This window comes from Nocardia sp. NPDC051787 (assembly GCF_040681325.1).
In the GTDB taxonomy this organism is placed as follows: Bacteria; Actinomycetota; Actinomycetes; order Mycobacteriales; family Mycobacteriaceae; genus Nocardia.
Window position 1 is genome coordinate 1 of the sequence record NZ_JBFAYO010000040.1, and the last position, 18,049, is coordinate 18,049.

Consider the following 18,049-nt stretch of genomic DNA (forward strand, 5'->3'; position numbering starts at 1 on the left):
GTCTGCACCGTCAGCTGAGCCAGTTGATCGACTACCTGTCCAATCGTGTGGGTATGAAGCTTCGCGGCCGGAAATGGCACCGGCGCCGCCCACCACACCCACTCGTCGATCTCGCCCATCAACCGTGTGCGATGCCAGTCGGAGCAAACCATCCGCGGCGCCGACGATCGCTTGCACGGTTGGACATGGGTGGGGTCAGTTCCCTCCATAACGTCCGTGGGTCCTGAGGGCATCGTCGTCGGGCTGGCCGAGGTCTTTGATGTGACTCATCTACGGGCTCGGGGTCATTGGATAGTGGTGCGCAACCCGGTGGAGCAGGTCCTGATGATCGACATCGTCAACGAGACAGTGCTGCGCACTGGGTGTCTGTGGTTTGGTGGCCTCGGTGGCGGGCGGCGGCGACGTTGTCGTCCGAGCGCGGGCCCGTGATGCGGGCGAACGCGTAGCGGATCAAGGTGGCCGAGCTGCTGGAACGTCGGCACCCAGACGCTGCTGCCCGCTCCCCGCTGTCCAGCTCAGGAGCTCAGGCCGAGTAGTTCGGTGTTGCCGTGCTTGGATGCCTCCATCTCGATGGTGGTTCCGCGCAGGAACGGGTCGCCTTTGCCGGTGGTGATCAGATTGTGCAGGCTGGTCGTAATGTAAGCGCCCCATGCGTTCGAGCACACCTCGTAGCACTCGCCGGACGGGTGCAAACCGACATGGGTGAACCGGATTTCGGTGCGGCCGTCACGCTCGGTGAGGTCGAAGACGACATCGGTGTCCTCCCATTCGGCGGTGTCCGCGACGAAGGACAGGTACGAGTCGGTGACGTGCCAGACCAGGCGCTTACCGGGGATCGACTCGGTGGTGCTCATCGTGCAGCGGTGCACGCCGGGCACCTCGAAACAGTAGCTGTCGCCGACCGTTCCGGTGCTGCCCTCGATGGTTTCTGACCACCAGCCGCGGACATTGTTGATCGCGGCGAAGGCTTCCTCCTGGGTGGCGTCGACGGTGATGGTCGCGGTGAAATCGGCTGTGGTCATTGGTTTTCCTTCCTAGCTGTCCAGATGTTTGCGTAGTGCGTCGAGTGCGCCGTCCCAGTCCCGCGCCATCGCGGCGAGGAACTGTTGCGCTACTTGCATAGGCGCGGAATCGAGGCGGTAGCGGACGCGCCGCCGCTCCCCTGGTTCCGCGATCACCAAGCCCGCATTCGAAAGCAGAGCACGATGTTTGGCGATCGCCTGCCGGGTGATGGGCAGTCGATCGGCGAGGTCGGTCGCGGTAGCCGGGCCGCCCGCGGCGAGCGCGGCGAGGACCGAGCGCCTGCTCGGGTCGGCCAGGGCGACGAAGACCCGATCGGCGGTAGTTTCCAGCTCAGGCCGCATCGAGGTACTGGACCAGCTCGGCGAGCTCGTTGCGCCAGCCGTCGGTATTGCCACCGAACGCGGCCTGGTGCGCGTCGTCGGGGAGCTGCGCGAAACCGGTCTCCACGACGGTAAGCCGCGTGCCCGCGTCGACGGGTTCGAGGGTGAACTCGACATAGGTGCGGCGCGGGTCGTCCTCGGGCAGCCCGAAAATATGCCAGGTGAACCCGAAGACGCTCGCCTCCTCCACCCGCTCTACCCGCATATTCGCGGTGTGCTCACCCTCCCACTTCAGCTGCGCCGCGCCACCGGGACGCAGGTCGATCGTCGCGGTGTTGCCGAACCGGGAACCAAGCCCCTCAGCGGTGGTGATCGCTGCCCAGACCTTTGCGGGCGGGTGCGCGAGTTCGACGGTGCGGACGATCTGATCGGGGAATCCCATGGCGTTCTCCTTTGTGGCAACCAGTAGGTTGCGATAAGGCTATTGCAACCGGACGGTTGCGTCAAGAGTGGCGCCCGCTCATGGCGCGTGCGCGCGGGGGCGGTGATGCTGCAGCTACGCTGTGATCGCACAGGTAGGCGCCGTGATCGCACTCATGGCGGGCCTCGGCGGCATGCGCTTCCTGGCACCGCGCGGCTTCGGCTGCTTGGCCAGCCGCCTCGCGCCGGGACAGCCAACTCACCGTCGGCTACTTGCCCAAGGCGGCACGATCTCACACGTTGAAATTCAAGCTAGTCGGTCCCGGCGCCGAGCCTGCCCATGATCAGCCCTGTCAATGCGGTGATCGCATCGTCCGTGCCGACCCGCTCTCGATTCAGCTCGGCGGCAATCGCTTCGGCCGCACCGAGCGCGCCTACGCAGTGCAGCCGAAGCGCATCGCCGGTGAGGTTGGAGTGTGGGGCCAGCGCGGCGACCATCAAATTCGTGTAGCTGTCGTACATCTCGTGCTGGATGGCCTCCATCTGCGGATCTCCCTTCAGCGTGGCGGAAACCGCAGCGAACTCCGGCATGTCGGTGGCACAGGCGAAATAAGCGGTACTGATGACGCGGGCAATCCCGGCGGCCGTCGGCTCGGCCGCTTGCAACGCTAGCGTCGTGACAGCCCGGTGTCGCTCATCGAGTCGCCGGTAGAGCGCGAGTAGCAGCCCGGGCCGGGTGCCGAAGTGGTCGTACACGATGGGTCTGCTCACCCCCGCGGCCTTTGCGAGGGTGGGCAGGCTCAGTTCATCGGCGCCGGTGGAGCGCACGATCCCGATCGCCGCGTCGAGCAACTGTTCTCGGCGGGCCTGCTTCGACAGGCGGGTCGGTGTCGTGGTCATCCTCATCCTCCTCTTGCGTTCTCGCTCAAGTTTAGCTACAAAAAGTAGGTTACAAAATGTAGCTTGATCGTCAGAGGGGAAACAATCATGGAGCAGACGGCATCGGTACTGATCTTGGGCGGGTACGGGCAGGCGGGCTCGGACACCGCAGCCCTGCTGCGTCGGTGGCACCCTGAACTGCCGCTGACCATCGCGGGTCGCAATCTCGAGCGCGCGCAGCGGGTGGCCGACGAACTCGGCAGCGCCACGGCCGTGACCATCGACCTGGATCGCAAAGACCTCGGACTGCCTGCCGGGCAACGCTGTTCAGCGGTGGTCGCGATGCTGCGGGACGGTCGCCTGAACGGACTGCGCTACGCACAGGACCACGGGCTCCCGTACCTCAGCATCTCCAGCGGCCTGGTCGATATCGCCCCAGAGGTTATCGCAGGCGCCCAGCGAGCGACCGCCTCACCGATCCTGGTGGCCAGCCACTGGGCCGCGGGTCTGATCACCCTCGCCGCGATGGACGCGGCACGCGCCTTCGGCAGGATCGACACCATCAGGGTCGAGGCCGTCCTCGACGAAACGGACTTAGGCGGGCCTGCCGCGCACGCCGATCTGGAACGCTGGGCCAAAGTCGCCCCCGCCGGCCTCGTCCGCCGCGACGGCGTTTTCACCTGGGTCACCGGCTCCGACATGGAGACGATCGTGCGCACCGCCGACGGCACCGACCAGCCCGCCCAGAACATCGCCATCCTCGACGTGACCAGCATCGCTCTCGCCACGGACGCCCCGAACGTCAGCTTCGCCTTCACCGTCGGCGAATCCGCGGGCAGGCGCAACGGCGGCCCCGCCTCCGTCGAGGTCCGCATCGACCTCCAAGGAGTAACCCCCACAGGCACTCCCCTGACCACCACCCGCACCTTCATCCACACAGCAGGTCAGCGCCCGATCACTGCCCTCGGCATCGCCCTCGGCGTCGAACGCCTCCTCGGCCTCCGCGGCGAACCCGTAGCGCCGGGCATCCACACTCCTGAGTCCCTGCTCGACCCGTCCTACGTCGTCAAGCAGATGGAGGAGATCGGGACCACGTTCATCGACACGTAATCGCTTGCGCCGCAGACTTGCTTCGACCAGACCCATGTTGATGATCACCCCTGCGGCTATGGAGGCCGTTCGCGCTATGACCTCCGCGGAGGGGAAGCCACAGGACGCCGGGTTGCGAATCTCCACGGCGGACGACGCAGAGACGCTCCAGCTGGTCGCACTCCCCGGCGAGCCTCACCCTCTCGCCCGCCCGTAGCGGCAAGTGTCTGTCGCTCGGCAGCCTGCGGCACACGTGAAACCGACCGACCGGTCGAGCCGGCCGGTAGCGGCTCAGCGGCGGACGCGCCGCCGCCAGTTCCAGGAGCGCCCGCCGGTACCTACGCGCGCGCCGGTACCGAATCCCGCGAGGTGCAGGGCGGTCAACAATAATCCGACGGTGACCAGAGTGCCGTCGGTAATATCCTCCCCAAGGGTGGCATCCGCCAGATCGACAATGAGCGCAAGTCCGAATGCGACGGCGGCGGCGATGGCGAGCATGAGAACCTCCTAGTGTTCCGCCGGAAACGATGACACCCGAGCAAGTTCATCGAGTTCCTCTGTTGCGCATACCCCCAAGCCGCGCCAACACACAGTTGTGACGCGAATCGGCCGGCACAACGTGCTACGCCCGAGCTATCCCGTGCCAGAACCCGCTTGCCACGCGGGGTCCTGGTGGAGGCCGCATGGTCGGCGGTGCGACCGCCCGGGCCAGGCATTCGCCGGTGTGCTCATCGACGAAGGACACGATTTTGTCCGGACGGCCCGTCGTCAGTGGCGTCGAATTGAAATCATTCATCAACACGACTGAGCTGGAACGTATGCTGGCGGCCGGAGGCCCCGGTGGTGTCGATGCGCCGCAACAGCGGACACACCGAGCTCATCTGCTGGGCCAACCGTGTGGGCCGGTTCGTGCGGATCGACCGGGACAGCGACTGGGGCGTTCAACGCCCAGTACGGCATCGCCGATTTCGATGCGGAGCATGCCGAGCATTACGGGCTGCGCCAAGAACTGCGGACCGGGGCGGTCATGATTGATGTCGGTGTTGGCTGTTAGCTTGCGCGGCATGACAGAACAGGCACAGCACGGGGTCGCGTTGACACGGCAGGTCATCGAGTCGGTGCGGCGGGACCCCGGCCGGTCGATGTTCGAGCCCGTTGCGTGGGTCGGCCACACCCCGTGGGCGGAGGGAGAGCCGCGGCCGATGCCGGAGGACGCGTTGGCGGGGGCGGTGTTCCGGTCGGGGCGGCCGCTGTCGCCGAGTCTGCGGGAGTGGCTGGCGTTCGACGCGGGACTGTTCGAGCGCCACGGATGGTTTACCCCGGACGGCGGCTTCGCGCCCCGCCCGCTGGACCGGCTGGTCGACGACGAACTGGGGCAGCCGTGGGGCGGGACGTACGAGCCGCTGGCCGAGCGGTTCCCGGAGTGCTTCCTGCTGCCGGGCGGGTCGGACTCCCGGCGCGTGCTGACGGTGGGTGAGCCCGACTCGGAGGGCGAGTACCCGGTGCTGGCCCTCGATGTCGACGACATGCCGTACGCGGGGCTGATGTACCCGGGCTTCGACGTCTACGCGGCTGAGGCGGCGGGGTTGGTCCACTGCGAGTTCGAGACCTACACGGACATGGCTGGCGACCCGGTATACGGGCGGCGCATGCGGGAGCACGCCGTGCGCAGTTTCGCGGGGCAGTTGTGCGCGGAGTACCCCTTTTGACCGTGCCGTGTATCCGCGACACCAAAGGCACCACCGCCCCGTCGTATCACACTCGACTCCCTGGCGCCTCTCACTCTCGTACTGGCCACGGCCCAGCCCTAAATCCTCCCGCCGGTCGCCGCACCTCGAGAACGGTCTTCATCAGCGGTACACCCGCCGCCACATCGTCCAACAACAGTCGTGAACCGGCGAGAGGTGACGCGGGGTGGCGAGAACTGCGGTGCTCCGGTCCCGAGAGAGGCGCCTGAGCTCGTCTCAGTCGGCGACGAACTCATGGCAGCGCGAGCGCAGCGTCCAATTCGCTTCCGAACTCGTGCAGCTGTTGGAATGCTTTCTGGTTCGACTACGGCCCATGCGTAGCTGGTATCTCGGATGGGTTTGCGGCCGCGTGCTTCCTCCAGGCCCCGGGACCGACCGAGAGGTGTGGCTCGCATATCGGCCGGCGTCACGATGTATTGGTCGTGCATCTCCGGAAACTACTACGCAACAGGGGAATACTTTCGTCGCTCCGGGAAACGGAGTACGAGTTCCACCATGGTGTGCACACCATGCTGATTCTGCACGGTGACTGACCGCCGAGTGTGCCATGTCCAGCGATCACTGGACACGGCATCCGTGCTCAGCTCAGTGTGAACGTCGCCGTACCCGAGATCTGCTCCATCTCCCTGTCGTTCGAGTCCAGCGCGACGATCCGAGCCTCCACCCGGCCGACGCCCGGCGCCGTGCCGAAACCGACGATCACGCCGTCCACCGTGTTTTGGACGACACCGTTCACGACGCGGTGCTGCTGCCCGTCCGCGTACCCGGTATCAAGGTTCTTGAAGCGCACAGCGACCTTCCAGTCCGAGCAGCTGTCCCCGGTCTGGGTGAGCTTCACCCGCACGCCGAACGTGCCAGGCTTCTCCTGCCGCACGGTGACCGCGTCGATGATCGCGGAGTAGCTGGTCGGAACCAGGCGCGTCAGTGTCGGCGAGAACGGAAAGCCTGGGTCATGCGGAATAGCAAGAACCGGACATGGACCACAACACCACCGGTGGTCACTCGAGTGGCTTGATAACAACATTGAGATTCCCAGTGCCTGGCACGGCACGTTCCTTAACCTCAGCGGGTTGTTCGCTGATCATCATCTCGGTTGTCACATGCTACGCCGACTCGGGATTCACGGGATAGTTTGATTCCGTGATTGTTCCGGGTTGGGTGATGCCGGGCACGCTCCACAACGCCACTTCCCACTCGACAGGTGGTGGGACCGGGCCGCCCATTCGGCTGGGTAGGGCGAGGCCGAAGCAAGGATCGTCATCGGGGCGCAATTCGAGCCGGAACCCTTCCCCGCGATCGGCGTCCAGCGCTGCGATCGCCTCGGCGGCGTTGATCGCTGTAGCGCGGGGATGAAAATCCAGCACGTTTTTGAGGGTGAGTTCCTTCGCGTTGAAGGAGAACGTGATGGTCTGTGTAGTGAAGCTGATCCAGGCGCCGTCACCGGCAAGGACCTCGCGCATGTGTGAGCTGTCCATGCCGCTGAGCGTGACGACCGTGCGTAGCGCTTCGGGGGCCGCTGTGGCGCAGCCTTCCAGCGGGTCCCCTCCACTCGCAGGTTGATTCGCTCCAGTGGCGTGATCGCACCGGGAATCGGGAAGGCGGAGCGGCAGTACTCTGCACGATCTTCAGGTCGTAGGCGATGCGGAGGAGCTCGTCGACCTGTTCGGCGATATCCGGGCACTTCCCTCGGGTGGAAGGGGAGCGAGGCGAGGAACTTGTCGTGAGTCGTTTTACGTCCGGACGCGACGACGGCCATCTGGAAAGGCGCCCTGGTCGGGCGCCGTGGGCCAGATGGCCGCAGGATCGATCGCCGCCAACCCGACGGGCGATCGATCCGAGAACGCACGCCCGGCGATCGGTGGGTGGGCCACCGATCGCCGGTTGTACTCATGGATTTGTCATTGCGAGAGCCAGTTGCGCAGATCGGTGATGGTGGCGCGGCGCTGGTAGGCGATCCAGGCGAAGATCGCGGCAAGCACCAGTGGGAAGATCCCCATCGAGGGCTTGTCGGCGATGAAAGCCTGCGTCCCGGCGGCGAGCACGGTGAGGACGGACAGGCCCGCGGCAGCCAGGGCACTGAGCCGTGGCACCATCAGGCCGATACCGCCTGCGACCTCTGCAACTCCGATGAAGATGAGCAGCCCCAGGGGGATGGTCAGGTTCTCGGGGGCGTTGTCCATCAGGGCGTTCGGGATAACGAGCTTCGGCCCGCCGGAGGCGATGATGAAGAACAGGCCGAGCAGGATCTGCAGGGTCCACAGGGCACGGTTGCGGACCTCGCCGGGACGGTCGGTGACATCGTTGGAGAAGTCGGCGGAGGGGTTGGCGGTGGTCATTTCTGGTCCTTCTGGTCGGTCGCGCCGGGTTGGTAGCGCGTTCAACAGATACGACGGAGCACCGTCCGAGGACTCATCGCTTTCCACGAAGATTTTCGGAACCGCTGCTAAACGGTTCCCCGCCTGATCCGGAGGATCACTATCACCCAGAAGGCGCGCTGATACGCGCACGAGCCGAACGGCCTTACCTGTCGATGTGGGCAGGGGCCGTTCGCATATGTTTGCGAAGCTCGTCAAGTCGGTCGCGAACCCAGCGGTGTACCCGCTGCCGCGGAGGTAAGCATGGCTCGCAACTACGTGAGCCGGACCCCGATTCTCGTCATCGATCCGGCATCGGGTCGCAGCCCGGCACCGCTGGAGCACGTGGCGCCGCCGACATTGACAGCGGGTTGTTCGTCCGGGATCCGCATCACCGCGGGGCTCAACGCTTGGCGATGAGGTGGAAGAACCGGGCCGTGTAGACGTACGGGGCGCGGTGGGCCAGCGCCAATTCGAGGCGTTCGAGCTTGCGGTAGAACTTGGGATCGGACTTGCGTTCGTCGTCCAGGATGTAGTCGCAGACGTTCCGGATGCCGCAATGTGCGATGACCTCGAATCCAGCGGCGGCCAAGTCGGCTTTGACGTGGTCGGGATAGCAGGCGCGGGTCTCGGCTTGGTAGGCGACGCTGTAGCGGGTGGGAGCGTCCAGCATCCGCAACGCCCCGTCCAGATCCAGGCCCCGCACCGCGGTCAGTAGCGGATCGGCGTCGGCGTTCGGCGCGATCACCGACAGCACTCCGCTCGCCCGCAGCGGCACCGCCAGTGCCGCGATCACCCCGACCGGGTCAGGTAGGTACTGGATCACGTTGTGGCACAACAGAACATCGAAGCGGCCACGACCGAACACGTGACCGAGGGTGTCCAAGCCCGCGTGCCGGGTGGTGACACGGTCTTCCAGGCCACGTTGCGCCGCGGCGGCACGCGCCTCGGCGAGGGACTGCTCGGAGATATCGGTGATCGTGACGTGATGGCCTCGGGCAGCGAGTTCGAGCGCGTCGAGTCCGTTTCCGCCGCCAGCATCCAGGATCTTCGACGGGCCAGCTGGTAGATGGGCGGTCAGGTTCGCGGCCGCGGTGGTGTATCGCAGCCGGCCCCATGGACTGGCTTGCCATCGCTGGAACTCGCCGAACTCGTCGTCGAACAGATCTGCCCGTGACTCACTCACCACGCTGCACCCGGCCTTTCGGATCAGGGTTCGATTGGAGTGTTCGATCGTATGGATCCCGGGTACGCGACTGCCGATACGCGTCATTTGCGGGCCGCTGCGATGCGGGTCGAGCGTGAGCGTGTGCTCGATGACCGCCGACTCGGTGAGGCAGCGCACGGTTTCCTCGGCGACGAGGTGATCACCGGGATCGGAAAGGTGCACTCCGTCGGCACGCCACAGCGAGTCCGACGCCCGGCTCGCGCCGGAACACCGGGAGCCGTTGGGTGTATCGCGGATTTGAGTCGTGCACCGGTGCGCCGATTTGACTCGGAATTCCTGGGGTTTATCTCCTTTCGATGCTAGGGCGGCTTTTGGGTGGGGTGTATCCCTCCGGCCAGCGTGTTGAGTGGTCGTAGTAGATGTCGGTGAGGTTCGCGTTGAGGGATCCTGTTCCGGTGATCGTGTCGGTCAGATGTGCGTCGGTGAGGTCCGCGCCGACAAGGTTTGCCCCGGTGAGGTTCGCCCCGAGGAAGTGGGCGCCGGTGAGGTTCGCGCGGGCAAGGGTTGCGTCGGTGAGGTCCGCCTGACCGAAGTAGGCGAAGGCGAGGCTCGCGTCGTTGAAGTTGGCGTCGGTGAGTTTCGCCCCATTGAAGGACGCGCGACCCAGGAGGCCGCCGTATTCGTGTACTACCCCGTTCAGCTCTGCCCCGGTGAGGTGCGCGCCGGTGAGGTTCGCGTTCTCGAACTGGGCGCCGGTGAGTTTCGCGTCGGAGAGCCACGCGCCGGTGAGGTTCGCCTCGGTGAAGTCCGCGCCGGTGAGCTCCACACCGTCGAGTTGCACGCCGGACAAACAGGTCTGACGAAGATCGAACGTCCGGCGACGATCGGATTCGTCCTCTGTTTTGTCGTCGCGGCCGTCGTCGCGGCGGCCGATCACGGTCAGCACGGCTTGCACATCGATCGGCACCGGCGCGGAGCGAGTCGGCTTCTCGCAGACGGATGCGATGGTGTGGGTGCGCAGGAACGCCGCCAGCACAGCGAACACCGTCGAATGATCGGCGGGTGAATCTTTCGCGAGCCGTTCGAGCAGGTAGATACCCGCGAGGCGAATGTCGATCTTGTCGGAGCTCAGTTGGTCGACCGCCTTCTGGAAGCGGTCGGTGACCGCTACTTGCTGGGATAGGTTGTACTGGTTGTCGGTGGCTCGCAACGACTGGCTGGTGAACCACAGCGCGGCGATGGCGGCGACGGTGGTGGTCATCGCGGCAAGCTTCGTCCAGCCCGACCACTCGACAAACCGGTGCAGCATCCGCCCGACCCGCGACGGCGAAGCCGGTGGCGGTGTGGGTGGTCTCAGTGACCGGGCCCGGCCCGCGACCGGACCGCGTCGTCGTGGCGACCGCGTGCCCCCCGTGGTCATCGGTATCTCCCCTCGAAAATGCCAGTCCTGCAACGATACCCGGAACTTTCGCCGGTCACCGGCGAGAGCGCGACAACAGATCGACACGATCCTGATCGACCTCGCGCACCACGCGCGAAAGCGACCTTCCCCACCCCACCCCTCACGCCGAGTCCGCGGGTTGTCTTACCGGCACGGCCCCCAGCCGGACCCCGCGTGTCCTGTCGCATCCGCCGGAGTCTGTCGAGCCGTCGTCGCAGCACAGCCCACAGCACAAGCAAACGCCCATGCCTCGTCACCCGAAGAGGGGACCGAAGGGGGATCGTGCCCTCGCCAGTAGTGCCTGATCGGACGCTACCTCCATGGCGATCGCGCGACATTCGCCGCCGTCACGCGGTACAGTTGAGGTCCGGCCCAACCCGCCGTAACTTTGGCGCTCCCTATTCAGTCTGACTACAATCTGGCGCGATGCATGCCGACTTGATGCTCGATTCACTCGACGGGCTGTCTGTGGGGGATGCATTGGGCGCGGAATTCCCCATCATGGGCCGGGCGATTCCGGATCTTCTTGCAGGCGATCTCCCTGCCCGACGGTGGGGGTGGACCGACGACACCGAAATGGCCTGCGCCGTGGTTGCCGAACTCTCCAGTCACGGTGGGATCGACCAGGATCGGCTTGCCACCGCCTTCGCGCAACGGTTCGACCCGCGCCGCGACTACGGCTTCCTAGCGGTCGACACATTGCGTCGAATCCGAGAAGGCGTGCACTGGCGGGAGGCAGCCGGAGCCGTGTTCGATCATCAGGGTTCCTGTGGCAACGGTGCCGCCATGCGGGTTGCCCCGCTGGGTGCCTTCTATGCTGGCGATCCGGAAAGAATTGCCGCCGAAGCAATCCGGTCGGCGCAGGTAACGCATATGCATCCAGAAGGCGTCCTCGGCGCGGTCGCGGTGGCACTCGCCGCCGGTCAGGCCGCTCGTGCCCGCCTGCTCGGGACTCGGCCCACACCATGGGAATTCATTACCGCCGTGCTCGAGCGCCTCGACGACGGTGACACGAGCCGACTGATTCGCCGCGCTCGCACCCTGCTCGGAGCCTCCGCGAAGGAGGCCGCGGATGAACTCGGCAACGGATCTCTGGTCACCGCGCAGAACACGGTGCCGTTCACGATGTGGGTCGCGGCAACGCATCTGGACGACTACCCGGCCGCGATCACCACATGTATCGCGGCAGACGGAGATATCGACACCACCAGCGCCATCGTCGGCGGGATCGTCGCCGCCTACACCGGCACGGGTCCTCGCTCCGGTGCGATCGTCGGAGTGCCGCTGACCTGGCTTGCCGCGCGAGAACCGTTCCCCGGCTGGTTCAACCCGATCCGACGAACACGACGACGCGAAAATTCTGCATCTGCCCGCGTTCGAAGATGGCTATCCGGCACGTCGTGAGGATAGCCAACCGGTCGATCTCACAGTCATCACCCCGCTGGTTCCGATGCCTGGTCCGCAGACAGCCGGGTATATTCCGATCCGTCGGAGGCCGACGGTTCAGTAGGGTTCTCGGAACAACGAACGGCAGGGTAGTCGAACGCTGACCAGCGCGATCCCCTCAGGCGTAGATACGCCGATGGGCCAGCTCCGCAGTGCAGCCTCCCCCGCCCCAGCATGCCGAACATTTCCGCTCCTCCCTCGATGACCTCGTAGAGCACACCGAGATCTCCGGACCGGCCTCCACAGGCACTGATCGTCACCCGCACACCAAGCAAGGCGCGCAAGAGGCTGGTAAGCACAACTTGCCCGATCTCGCTCTCGAGGGCGGACGGCGCGCGAGAAAGGCTGGGCACCCGTAGTTGGGATGCGGTGATCGCGACGTCTGCCGTCGACAACGACTACCGGGCTCGGATCAAGACCCTGGTCCACGCACCCGATTGTGTCAGCGCGGTGATCTGTCCGGCAGACTTCGGTGGATACAGTTCTCGATCCGCCCTGCAGTGCCGGAGTATTGTCGTTGTACCCCAGCAGATTTCATGCCCTTCCTGACGAACCCGGTTTCGTCGACGATCACATTCCCATAAATGGGAATTCGCTGTCGGTTGAGAACCGAACCGAAGCAGGCGATCTCGGAGCAAGGTCAAATAGTTGTAAAAACCCGACGGTCCGGTTCCATTCGAGTCTCCATGTAGCACAATCTATACCGCTGGTCGCCGACGCGACGAAAGCCCCCGAAAACAGACACAAGGAACGATATGAGAAACCCCCGTTGGCATGTCGTGGCAGCAGTAGCCGCCATGGCGTTTTCCTGGACCGGGATCCAAGTATTCGCGGCCGCTCCGGCCTCAGCGGCAACGACGTGCAACATCGAGTACGCGTATCGAAACGGCCATGGATTGGGCGTGATCGTCCCGGGCATCAGCGGTAGCTACCAATGCTCCCTGCGGGAGGGCAATGTCAACAAGGCCGTCGGCCCGTTGCAGTTCCACCTGAACCAGTGCAACGGCCAGAACCTCACCGTTGACGGCAGCTTCGGCCGCCTGACCCGGGAGGCCCTGGAACGCGTCCAGCGCGCGGTTGGCGCCGATGACGACGGCATCTATGGCCCCGAAACACGCGGCAAGATGAAATGGCTGTACACCACCCCAACGGGATCGTTCACGTGCGTCCGGGGCGTTCCGCCCTCAGGTCCCGCGTAGAGTTCCGGCCTAGGGCGGCCTTAGCGTGATCTGGCGCTCCAACCTTCTGCTGCGGGTGCCGTTATTGCGGGCGGTTGCCGAGTGCGTCGAACACCAAGTGCCCGGCAGCGTCGTACCATCCGCCGTCCGGGCCTTCCGTGTAGACGACTTGGCCGTTCGCGTCGCGCCACGTGCCGTCTTCGAGGGTCCAGCCCTGGAATTCGGTTCCTGACAGGTCATCGGAGAATCGGCCGCCGAGCCCACCGACATGCCCATCGCTGGAGGGACCGGCCGCACGGAGTTCGGTGTTGAATGCCTCGAGCTGGCTGCGTGTGCGTTCGATTTCCTCGTCGCTGGGCTTCCGTGCTGCGGCTTCGGCGTTGCTGTAGAAGAGTTTGCTTGCGAATTTTTCGGGCATGGATTCCTACTCCTAGATTTCCGACATTTGGATGATGATCCTGCCCGTCGCGGGATCGCGGAACTTGTTGTGCACGAAGAATTCTGTGTTCGGGGGAACAGGATCTCGTCGGGGGTTCCGTAGTTGCCGTATACTCGCCCGTTCTTGCTGATGATCTGCATTTCCACCTTGGCGTTCTGTACGAACACGTCGTTGACTCCGTTCGGCTTGTTGGATGTTGAGGTGAACCCCAGTTCTGTTGTCGGTTTGTCTGGCTCGTAGCGGGCGAGCTGTTCGGGCGTCAGGTTGGTGTGCCGCAACACCGGTCCCTCGTGCGCAGGCAGCTTGGACAGCGCTGCATTCAGGTCATCGATGGCAGTCCCGCCTGCTCGATCGCGTGCATGCGGTCGTGATGATCGACTGTATCCGGGTCAAGATCCGGCACGGTGCGCCGCCGCAGGCACTTCGCGTCCGACCAGGCCGCGTTGAAGGTGCTCTACCTGGTCATCCGCGACCGCCGCAAGAACCGGCCCAACCTCGTCGGCCACACCCCCGCTGGCTGAGCATGGCCGCCTTCGCGGCGTGCCGCAGAGCCTGAAGCCTACCTTTTTTGGCCGATGAGCGCCGATGAGTTTCGAGCGCGTAGGAGGTCTACCCTGTCATGAGGAAACTGATCTACGGGTTCAGCGTGTCCCTGGACGGCTACATCAACGACCGCGACGGCAGCATCGACTGGACCAACCCGGACGAGGAGTTGCACCAGTTTCACAACGACCGCTACCGCGAAATCGAGATCTCGCTGCACGGCCGTCGCCTGTACGAGCTGATGGCCGAGTACTGGCCGCACGTGCCCGAGGACGCGCCGCGCATCCAGCGTGAGTTCGGCAGGCTCTGGACGGAGAAGCCCAAGGTCGTCTTCTCCCGGACGCTCACCGAGGTCCACTGGAACAGCGCGCTGATCAGCGAGAATGCGGCCGAGGAGGTCCGCAGGCTCAAGGCTGGAGGCGATGGCGTCATGGAGGTCGGTGGCGCGAGCCTCGCGGCCTCGCTGATGCCACACGGGCTCATCGACGAGTACCAACTGTTCGTCTTGCCCGTGGTGCTCGGCGGCGGCACACCACTCTTCCCATCGCTGGACAAGCGCATCCAACTACGATTGGCCGAGACGAGACACTTCAACACCGCGGTGATGCTGCGCTATCTCGCCGACTGAGGTCCGTTCAACCGCGGCGGCCCCGCTACCAGACACGCCCGACCCCACCACGTTGATCATTTTGTTAGGACCAGTAAGCGAGTGGTTCCGTGGCATCCGGCCACTGAGTCTCCGCGAAAATCTGTTGGCGGACTATGGCGACCGCTGCTACTTTTCGGAGGCCGTGCGAGAGAACGAGGAGGTGGTACCCGTGAACGCAGTTTCGACATGGGTGCTCCCCTCTGGGGTCACGGTCGGGCGATAGGTCGTCCGGGAGCGCCGTTCACGAGCACTCCCGAAAGGCATGACCATGCAATTCACTTCCGAACAGCGCCTCGACGACGGCGTCCTCGAACGCGAATTCACCCTCGGCGAGATCCCTGGCATCCTGTGGACGCCCGGATCCGCATCGGCACCGGCGCCGCTGATCCTGGTCGGCCACCCCGGCGGACTGCGCCAGATGTACCCCCGACTGGTGGCCCGGGCCCGGCACGCCGCGGCGGCGGGCTTCGCCGCGGCCACCATCGAGCTCCCCGGCAGCGGTGACCGGCCCCGTTCGGCCGCCGCCGAGCAGGCCCACGCCGACCTGCACCGGGCGCTGGCGGCCGGTGAGCCGGTCGACGACGAGATCGTCGACCGGCTCGTCGGCCCGCTGGTCGAAAAGGCGGTCCCGGAATGGCGGGCCGCCCTGGACGCCCTGCTTTCGCTGCCCGAGATCGGCGGCCCGGTCGGGCATTCGGGAGGGGTGATCGCGATCGGCATCCGGCTGGCGGTGGTCGAGCCACGCATCTCGGCCGCCCTTCTGTTCGCCGGGAGTTTCGTGCCCCGCACCATGTTCGAGGAGGCCCGGCAGGTCACCATTCCGCTGCAGGTCCTGCTGCAGTGGGACGACGAAGGAAACGACCGGCAACTGGCGCTGGACCTGTTCGACGCCTTCGGCTCCGAGGAGAAGACGTTGCACGCCAATATGGGCGGGCACACCGGCGTTCCGCAGTTCGAGGGGGATGACGGGAACCGGTTCTTCGCCCGGCACCTGAAGTGAGGCCGACCCGTCAGGCCGGCAGCAGACGATAGGAGCTGTCGGCCAGGACGCCGCTCATCGAGGACAGGTCCTGGCCCTCCTCGATGGCGGTGGTCAGCAGATGCACAACCGCCCCGACCGCGGCGGTACCGGCCATCGGCGGCACCGGCCGGTCGATCGCCTGCTCCGACAGCTCCAGATCCGCGCCGCTGCCCCTGGCGGTACGCGGAGTCCCAGGTGGTGCAGCTCTGCGGATCCGGCGCTAAGCCAGTACGGCACGGTTCCGAAAATCTTCGCGGGCGGCGGCTCGGGTAGCCGACCCGCACCACGAAGCCAGCGCATTCGTCAGTGCAGCCAACCATCCACGCGGCCTGCACATCCCACTCAGTCCATTGCAGCTCGAGTGGCAGGGGCGCTCGTGCCGCCCGGCGCCGATTGGGAGGACACCCTGTCGACCTCAGCAAGGCGACGCGAAGGAAGTGGGAGCGAGTGCTGAGGTGCCGGAGGAAGTGAAGGCGGTTCGCGGGTTCGCCTTTAACGTCGCGGAGCGGCTGAAGTCGGGCTCGATGTCGTTGGACCGTGAAGTTCAGACGCTGTTCGGTTCCTGGACGGGCCGCACCGACAGATCGACACTGGGCAAAACCGATACCCCAGGTTGCGACGACCTGCGCATACGGCAGCTGTGCCAGGTACTCGGTGGCACCCGACGACAGCAGCTTGGTGACGACGCAGGTTCCTTGGAATGGTCTGCCGTACGGTTGTTTATTGTTGTGCGGTGAGGGCGTGGGCGAGTCGTGCCGCCTCATGCGCGAGACCTGTGGGGTCGGTCGCGATGAATGTCGAGGTGCTCGCGATATTGCCCTGTGCGTACCAGGTGCGGTCGGGCCGGCCCGAGATGAGCAGCCTGCCGGTGCCGGGTTGGGTGGTCAGACCCCCGAACGGATGCCGTTCGGCGGATGCGGAGGTCAGCAGCGAACGCAGTAACCCCTCGGCGGCCTGTGGCACGGTGTAGGCCGGTGGGTTGACGGCATTGATCACCACGTCGGCGGTCCATTCGGTGTCGTCGGTCACCGTGAATCCGGCGTGGGGTTGTGGCCGGATCTTCTGCAACCCTGGCCGCAGCCGTACCTGGCCGGAATCGAACAGGCGCAGCAGGATATTCGCATTGTGCGGCACCATGGGTGAACTCAGGCAGTTGATGGTGCGGAAGTGTGCGCTGCGCAGCATCGTCTTGTCTTGCTCGCGCAATAGCGGCCACACCGCCGGCACGACGGTTCGGATGGCGCGGCCGAGCAGTCGCCGGCCCTGATGCGGGTTCGCCACCAAGGACAGCTGGCGCCGCAGCCGTTGCACAGGAGGTTCGGTGTCGTTGCCGATGACCTCATCGGTCAGCGTCCGGAAATCCTGCCCCAGCTCGGAGAGTTCCTCCTTCATCAGTTCGATCAGCGTGGTGAGTGTCACCTGGCCCTGGTTTTCGCGAACTCGTCGCAACGCGTATTCGGGTGTCAGATACTGCGGTTCGTATCGGATGGGACGTTGCTGTACGGCGGGCAGTACGCCGCTTCGGGACATCAGGGTGATCGGACCGGTGTGTCCAGTGGAGACCAGCCCGGTGACGATATCGACAGCGGTCAATCCGCTGCCGATGACGGCGACGTGCCGGTCCGCGGGGACCTCGGCCAACCTGCGGTACAGGGGGTATGGCTCATGGACGTACCCCGGCGTGTCGGCCAGCCCATAGCTGTCGTGTGGCTGTCCGCCGCCGATGGACAGCACCGCGCGGTCCACTTGGAATGTGCCGCCTGCGGCGGTGTGCAAGGTGGCGCCGGTGTCTCGAGAGAACCCGGTGACGCCGGAATTGACGATGCTCACCCGCCATCCGTCCTGGCGCAGGTTGGCGATGGCGCTATGCGCGGTGTGTTCGAGGTATTGGCCGTATACCGCACGCGGAACCACCGGTAGGCCAAGTCCTTCGTCGAGGTAGCGGGCGAGTTCGGGGCGTTCCTGCAACCAACGCAGGTAATGATCCAGATCTCCGCCGCGTGCGGTCATGGCCATCGGTGGTGCATTTACTCGTACGGAGTCCTGGTCGCATTGGTATGCGCGGCCGCGCCAGACGGCGAATGAGCTCTCGAACACCGTGATCTCACCCGGCTTCGCGTCCGAGCCGGCGAGCGCGTCGAGTAGGGCCACCGTAGCCATTCCCGCGCCGACGATTCCGATATGCATCGTTGATCCCCTCTTCTGAGTCGTGACGGAGGTGCGTCGACCAGCCTTCTCGGCCGCCGGGCGAGATCCCATCCCTCGATCGGGGGTTCCGGCACGCCGTACAACCCCTCATGTGAGGGGTTGTACGACTCCTCGTGTGCGGGA

Annotated in this window: 20 protein-coding genes and 1 pseudogene; 7 read left to right on the plus strand and 14 right to left on the minus strand. The window is 65.3% G+C overall.

Annotated features, from left to right (window positions below; genetic code table 11):
• Window positions 1-515: 515 nt before the first annotated feature.
• From AB0M45_RS30150 to AB0M45_RS30165, 4 genes are all read right to left on the minus strand, one after another.
• Window positions 516-1,022, minus strand: coding sequence for an SRPBCC domain-containing protein (locus tag AB0M45_RS30150; protein ID WP_364336171.1), 507 nt, complete (start codon window positions 1,020-1,022; stop codon window positions 516-518).
• A gap of 12 nt (window positions 1,023-1,034) precedes the next feature.
• Window positions 1,035-1,364 carry a helix-turn-helix domain-containing protein gene (locus AB0M45_RS30155; protein ID WP_364336173.1) on the minus strand — a complete coding sequence of 110 codons (330 nt, stop codon included), beginning with the start codon at window positions 1,362-1,364 and terminating at the stop codon, window positions 1,035-1,037.
• Entirely contained in the window at window positions 1,354-1,785 is a 432-nt protein-coding gene (locus AB0M45_RS30160; RefSeq protein WP_364336175.1) for an SRPBCC domain-containing protein, read from the minus strand. Before AB0M45_RS30160 ends, AB0M45_RS30155 begins: the two co-directional genes overlap by 11 nt.
• A gap of 290 nt (window positions 1,786-2,075) precedes the next feature.
• Window positions 2,076-2,663, minus strand: a complete 588-nt coding sequence (locus AB0M45_RS30165; RefSeq protein WP_364336177.1) for a TetR/AcrR family transcriptional regulator — start codon at window positions 2,661-2,663, stop codon at window positions 2,076-2,078.
• Between the two features lie 87 nt (window positions 2,664-2,750).
• Here AB0M45_RS30165 and AB0M45_RS30170 point away from each other — a divergent pair, with 87 nt between their 5' ends.
• Entirely contained in the window at window positions 2,751-3,752 is a 1,002-nt protein-coding gene (locus tag AB0M45_RS30170) for a saccharopine dehydrogenase (protein ID WP_364336179.1), read from the plus strand.
• 270 nt (window positions 3,753-4,022) lie between these two features.
• Here the strand turns inward: AB0M45_RS30170 and AB0M45_RS30175 are convergent, their stop codons facing one another.
• The gene (locus tag AB0M45_RS30175) at window positions 4,023-4,229 is read right to left on the minus strand and encodes a hypothetical protein (protein ID WP_364336181.1); all 207 of its coding nucleotides are present in this window, start codon (window positions 4,227-4,229) and stop codon (window positions 4,023-4,025) included.
• A 566-nt stretch (window positions 4,230-4,795) separates the two neighbouring features.
• Here AB0M45_RS30175 and AB0M45_RS30180 point away from each other — a divergent pair.
• Window positions 4,796-5,440: a hypothetical protein gene (locus AB0M45_RS30180; RefSeq protein ID WP_364336182.1), complete on the plus strand. Its 645-nt coding sequence runs from the start codon at window positions 4,796-4,798 to the stop codon at window positions 5,438-5,440.
• A 619-nt stretch (window positions 5,441-6,059) separates the two neighbouring features.
• Here AB0M45_RS30180 and AB0M45_RS30185 read toward each other — a convergent pair.
• The 5 genes from AB0M45_RS30185 to AB0M45_RS30205 all read right to left on the minus strand — a co-directional run bounded on the left by AB0M45_RS30185 (window position 6,060) and on the right by AB0M45_RS30205 (window position 10,262).
• Complete coding sequence (locus tag AB0M45_RS30185; RefSeq protein ID WP_364336183.1) at window positions 6,060-6,353, minus strand: hypothetical protein; 294 nt, start codon at window positions 6,351-6,353, stop codon at window positions 6,060-6,062.
• A gap of 229 nt (window positions 6,354-6,582) precedes the next feature.
• Complete coding sequence (locus AB0M45_RS30190) at window positions 6,583-6,954, minus strand: hypothetical protein (RefSeq protein ID WP_364336184.1); 372 nt, start codon at window positions 6,952-6,954, stop codon at window positions 6,583-6,585.
• Between the two features lie 423 nt (window positions 6,955-7,377).
• Window positions 7,378-7,815 (minus strand): DoxX family protein, encoded by a 438-nt coding sequence (locus AB0M45_RS30195; RefSeq protein WP_364336186.1) that lies wholly within the window; start codon window positions 7,813-7,815, stop codon window positions 7,378-7,380.
• Window positions 7,816-8,236: 421 nt separating this feature from the next.
• The gene (locus tag AB0M45_RS30200; protein ID WP_364336188.1) at window positions 8,237-9,019 is read right to left on the minus strand and encodes a methyltransferase domain-containing protein; all 783 of its coding nucleotides are present in this window, start codon (window positions 9,017-9,019) and stop codon (window positions 8,237-8,239) included.
• A 325-nt stretch (window positions 9,020-9,344) separates the two neighbouring features.
• Window positions 9,345-10,262 (minus strand): pentapeptide repeat-containing protein, encoded by a 918-nt coding sequence (locus tag AB0M45_RS30205; RefSeq protein WP_364336189.1) that lies wholly within the window; start codon window positions 10,260-10,262, stop codon window positions 9,345-9,347.
• Window positions 10,263-10,868: 606 nt separating this feature from the next.
• Between AB0M45_RS30205 and AB0M45_RS30210 the strand changes: the two genes are divergently transcribed.
• The gene (locus AB0M45_RS30210; protein WP_364336191.1) at window positions 10,869-11,846 is read left to right on the plus strand and encodes an ADP-ribosylglycohydrolase family protein; all 978 of its coding nucleotides are present in this window, start codon (window positions 10,869-10,871) and stop codon (window positions 11,844-11,846) included.
• A 520-nt stretch (window positions 11,847-12,366) separates the two neighbouring features.
• Here the strand turns inward: AB0M45_RS30210 and AB0M45_RS30215 are convergent.
• Window positions 12,367-12,468 (minus strand): annotated as a pseudogene (locus AB0M45_RS30215) (transposase); the annotation flags it as partial.
• A gap of 217 nt (window positions 12,469-12,685) precedes the next feature.
• On the opposite strand from AB0M45_RS30215, the gene AB0M45_RS30220 reads away from it, so the two are divergent.
• Window positions 12,686-13,087: a peptidoglycan-binding domain-containing protein gene (locus AB0M45_RS30220; RefSeq protein ID WP_364336193.1), complete on the plus strand. Its 402-nt coding sequence runs from the start codon at window positions 12,686-12,688 to the stop codon at window positions 13,085-13,087.
• 61 nt (window positions 13,088-13,148) lie between these two features.
• Here AB0M45_RS30220 and AB0M45_RS30225 read toward each other — a convergent pair whose 3' ends face one another.
• Complete coding sequence (locus AB0M45_RS30225; protein WP_364336195.1) at window positions 13,149-13,484, minus strand: hypothetical protein; 336 nt, start codon at window positions 13,482-13,484, stop codon at window positions 13,149-13,151.
• 640 nt (window positions 13,485-14,124) lie between these two features.
• On the opposite strand from AB0M45_RS30225, the gene AB0M45_RS30230 reads away from it, so the two are divergent.
• Both AB0M45_RS30230 and AB0M45_RS30235 read left to right on the plus strand, forming a co-directional pair.
• Window positions 14,125-14,676 carry a dihydrofolate reductase family protein gene (locus AB0M45_RS30230; RefSeq protein WP_364336197.1) on the plus strand — a complete coding sequence of 184 codons (552 nt, stop codon included), beginning with the start codon at window positions 14,125-14,127 and terminating at the stop codon, window positions 14,674-14,676.
• Window positions 14,677-14,965: 289 nt separating this feature from the next.
• Window positions 14,966-15,697: an alpha/beta hydrolase gene (locus tag AB0M45_RS30235; RefSeq protein WP_364336199.1), complete on the plus strand. Its 732-nt coding sequence runs from the start codon at window positions 14,966-14,968 to the stop codon at window positions 15,695-15,697.
• A gap of 10 nt (window positions 15,698-15,707) precedes the next feature.
• On the opposite strand, the gene AB0M45_RS30240 is transcribed toward AB0M45_RS30235, so the two are convergent.
• Window positions 15,708-15,833 (minus strand): hypothetical protein, encoded by a 126-nt coding sequence (locus AB0M45_RS30240; RefSeq protein WP_364336201.1) that lies wholly within the window; start codon window positions 15,831-15,833, stop codon window positions 15,708-15,710.
• A gap of 340 nt (window positions 15,834-16,173) precedes the next feature.
• Here AB0M45_RS30240 and AB0M45_RS30245 point away from each other — a divergent pair, with 340 nt between their 5' ends.
• On the plus strand, window positions 16,174-16,455 hold the full coding sequence (locus AB0M45_RS30245; protein WP_364336203.1) for a hypothetical protein: 282 nt from the start codon (window positions 16,174-16,176) through the stop codon (window positions 16,453-16,455).
• On the opposite strand, the gene AB0M45_RS30250 is transcribed toward AB0M45_RS30245, so the two are convergent.
• Window positions 16,439-17,905, minus strand: coding sequence for an FAD/NAD(P)-binding protein (locus AB0M45_RS30250; RefSeq protein WP_364336205.1), 1,467 nt, complete (start codon window positions 17,903-17,905; stop codon window positions 16,439-16,441). The two genes, AB0M45_RS30245 and AB0M45_RS30250, sit on opposite strands and share 17 nt — an antisense overlap.
• Window positions 17,906-18,049: the final 144 nt, after the last annotated feature.

Bases quoted from the DNA above. Each gene is read 5' to 3' on its own strand.
- AB0M45_RS30155 (WP_364336173.1), bottom strand. From the start codon at position 1,364: ATGCGGCCTGAGCTGGAAACTACCGCCGATCGGGTCTTCGTCGCCCTG.
- AB0M45_RS30225 (WP_364336195.1), bottom strand. From the start codon at position 13,484: ATGCCCGAAAAATTCGCAAGCAAACTCTTCTACAGCAACGCCGAAGCC.
- AB0M45_RS30165 (WP_364336177.1), bottom strand. From the start codon at position 2,663: ATGACCACGACACCGACCCGCCTGTCGAAGCAGGCCCGCCGAGAACAG.
- AB0M45_RS30170 (WP_364336179.1), top strand. From the start codon at position 2,751: ATGGAGCAGACGGCATCGGTACTGATCTTGGGCGGGTACGGGCAGGCG.
- AB0M45_RS30230 (WP_364336197.1), top strand. From the start codon at position 14,125: ATGAGGAAACTGATCTACGGGTTCAGCGTGTCCCTGGACGGCTACATC.
- AB0M45_RS30195 (WP_364336186.1), bottom strand. From the start codon at position 7,815: ATGACCACCGCCAACCCCTCCGCCGACTTCTCCAACGATGTCACCGAC.
- AB0M45_RS30175 (WP_364336181.1), bottom strand. From the start codon at position 4,229: ATGCTCGCCATCGCCGCCGCCGTCGCATTCGGACTTGCGCTCATTGTC.
- AB0M45_RS30220 (WP_364336193.1), top strand. From the start codon at position 12,686: ATGGCGTTTTCCTGGACCGGGATCCAAGTATTCGCGGCCGCTCCGGCC.
- AB0M45_RS30160 (WP_364336175.1), bottom strand. From the start codon at position 1,785: ATGGGATTCCCCGATCAGATCGTCCGCACCGTCGAACTCGCGCACCCG.
- AB0M45_RS30205 (WP_364336189.1), bottom strand. From the start codon at position 10,262: ATGACCACCACCGTCGCCGCCATCGCCGCGCTGTGGTTCACCAGCCAG.
- AB0M45_RS30235 (WP_364336199.1), top strand. From the start codon at position 14,966: ATGCAATTCACTTCCGAACAGCGCCTCGACGACGGCGTCCTCGAACGC.
- AB0M45_RS30190 (WP_364336184.1), bottom strand. From the start codon at position 6,954: ATGGACAGCTCACACATGCGCGAGGTCCTTGCCGGTGACGGCGCCTGG.
- AB0M45_RS30150 (WP_364336171.1), bottom strand. From the start codon at position 1,022: ATGACCACAGCCGATTTCACCGCGACCATCACCGTCGACGCCACCCAG.
- AB0M45_RS30180 (WP_364336182.1), top strand. From the start codon at position 4,796: ATGACAGAACAGGCACAGCACGGGGTCGCGTTGACACGGCAGGTCATC.
- AB0M45_RS30240 (WP_364336201.1), bottom strand. From the start codon at position 15,833: ATGGCCGGTACCGCCGCGGTCGGGGCGGTTGTGCATCTGCTGACCACC.
- AB0M45_RS30250 (WP_364336205.1), bottom strand. From the start codon at position 17,905: ATGCATATCGGAATCGTCGGCGCGGGAATGGCTACGGTGGCCCTACTC.
- AB0M45_RS30210 (WP_364336191.1), top strand. From the start codon at position 10,869: ATGCATGCCGACTTGATGCTCGATTCACTCGACGGGCTGTCTGTGGGG.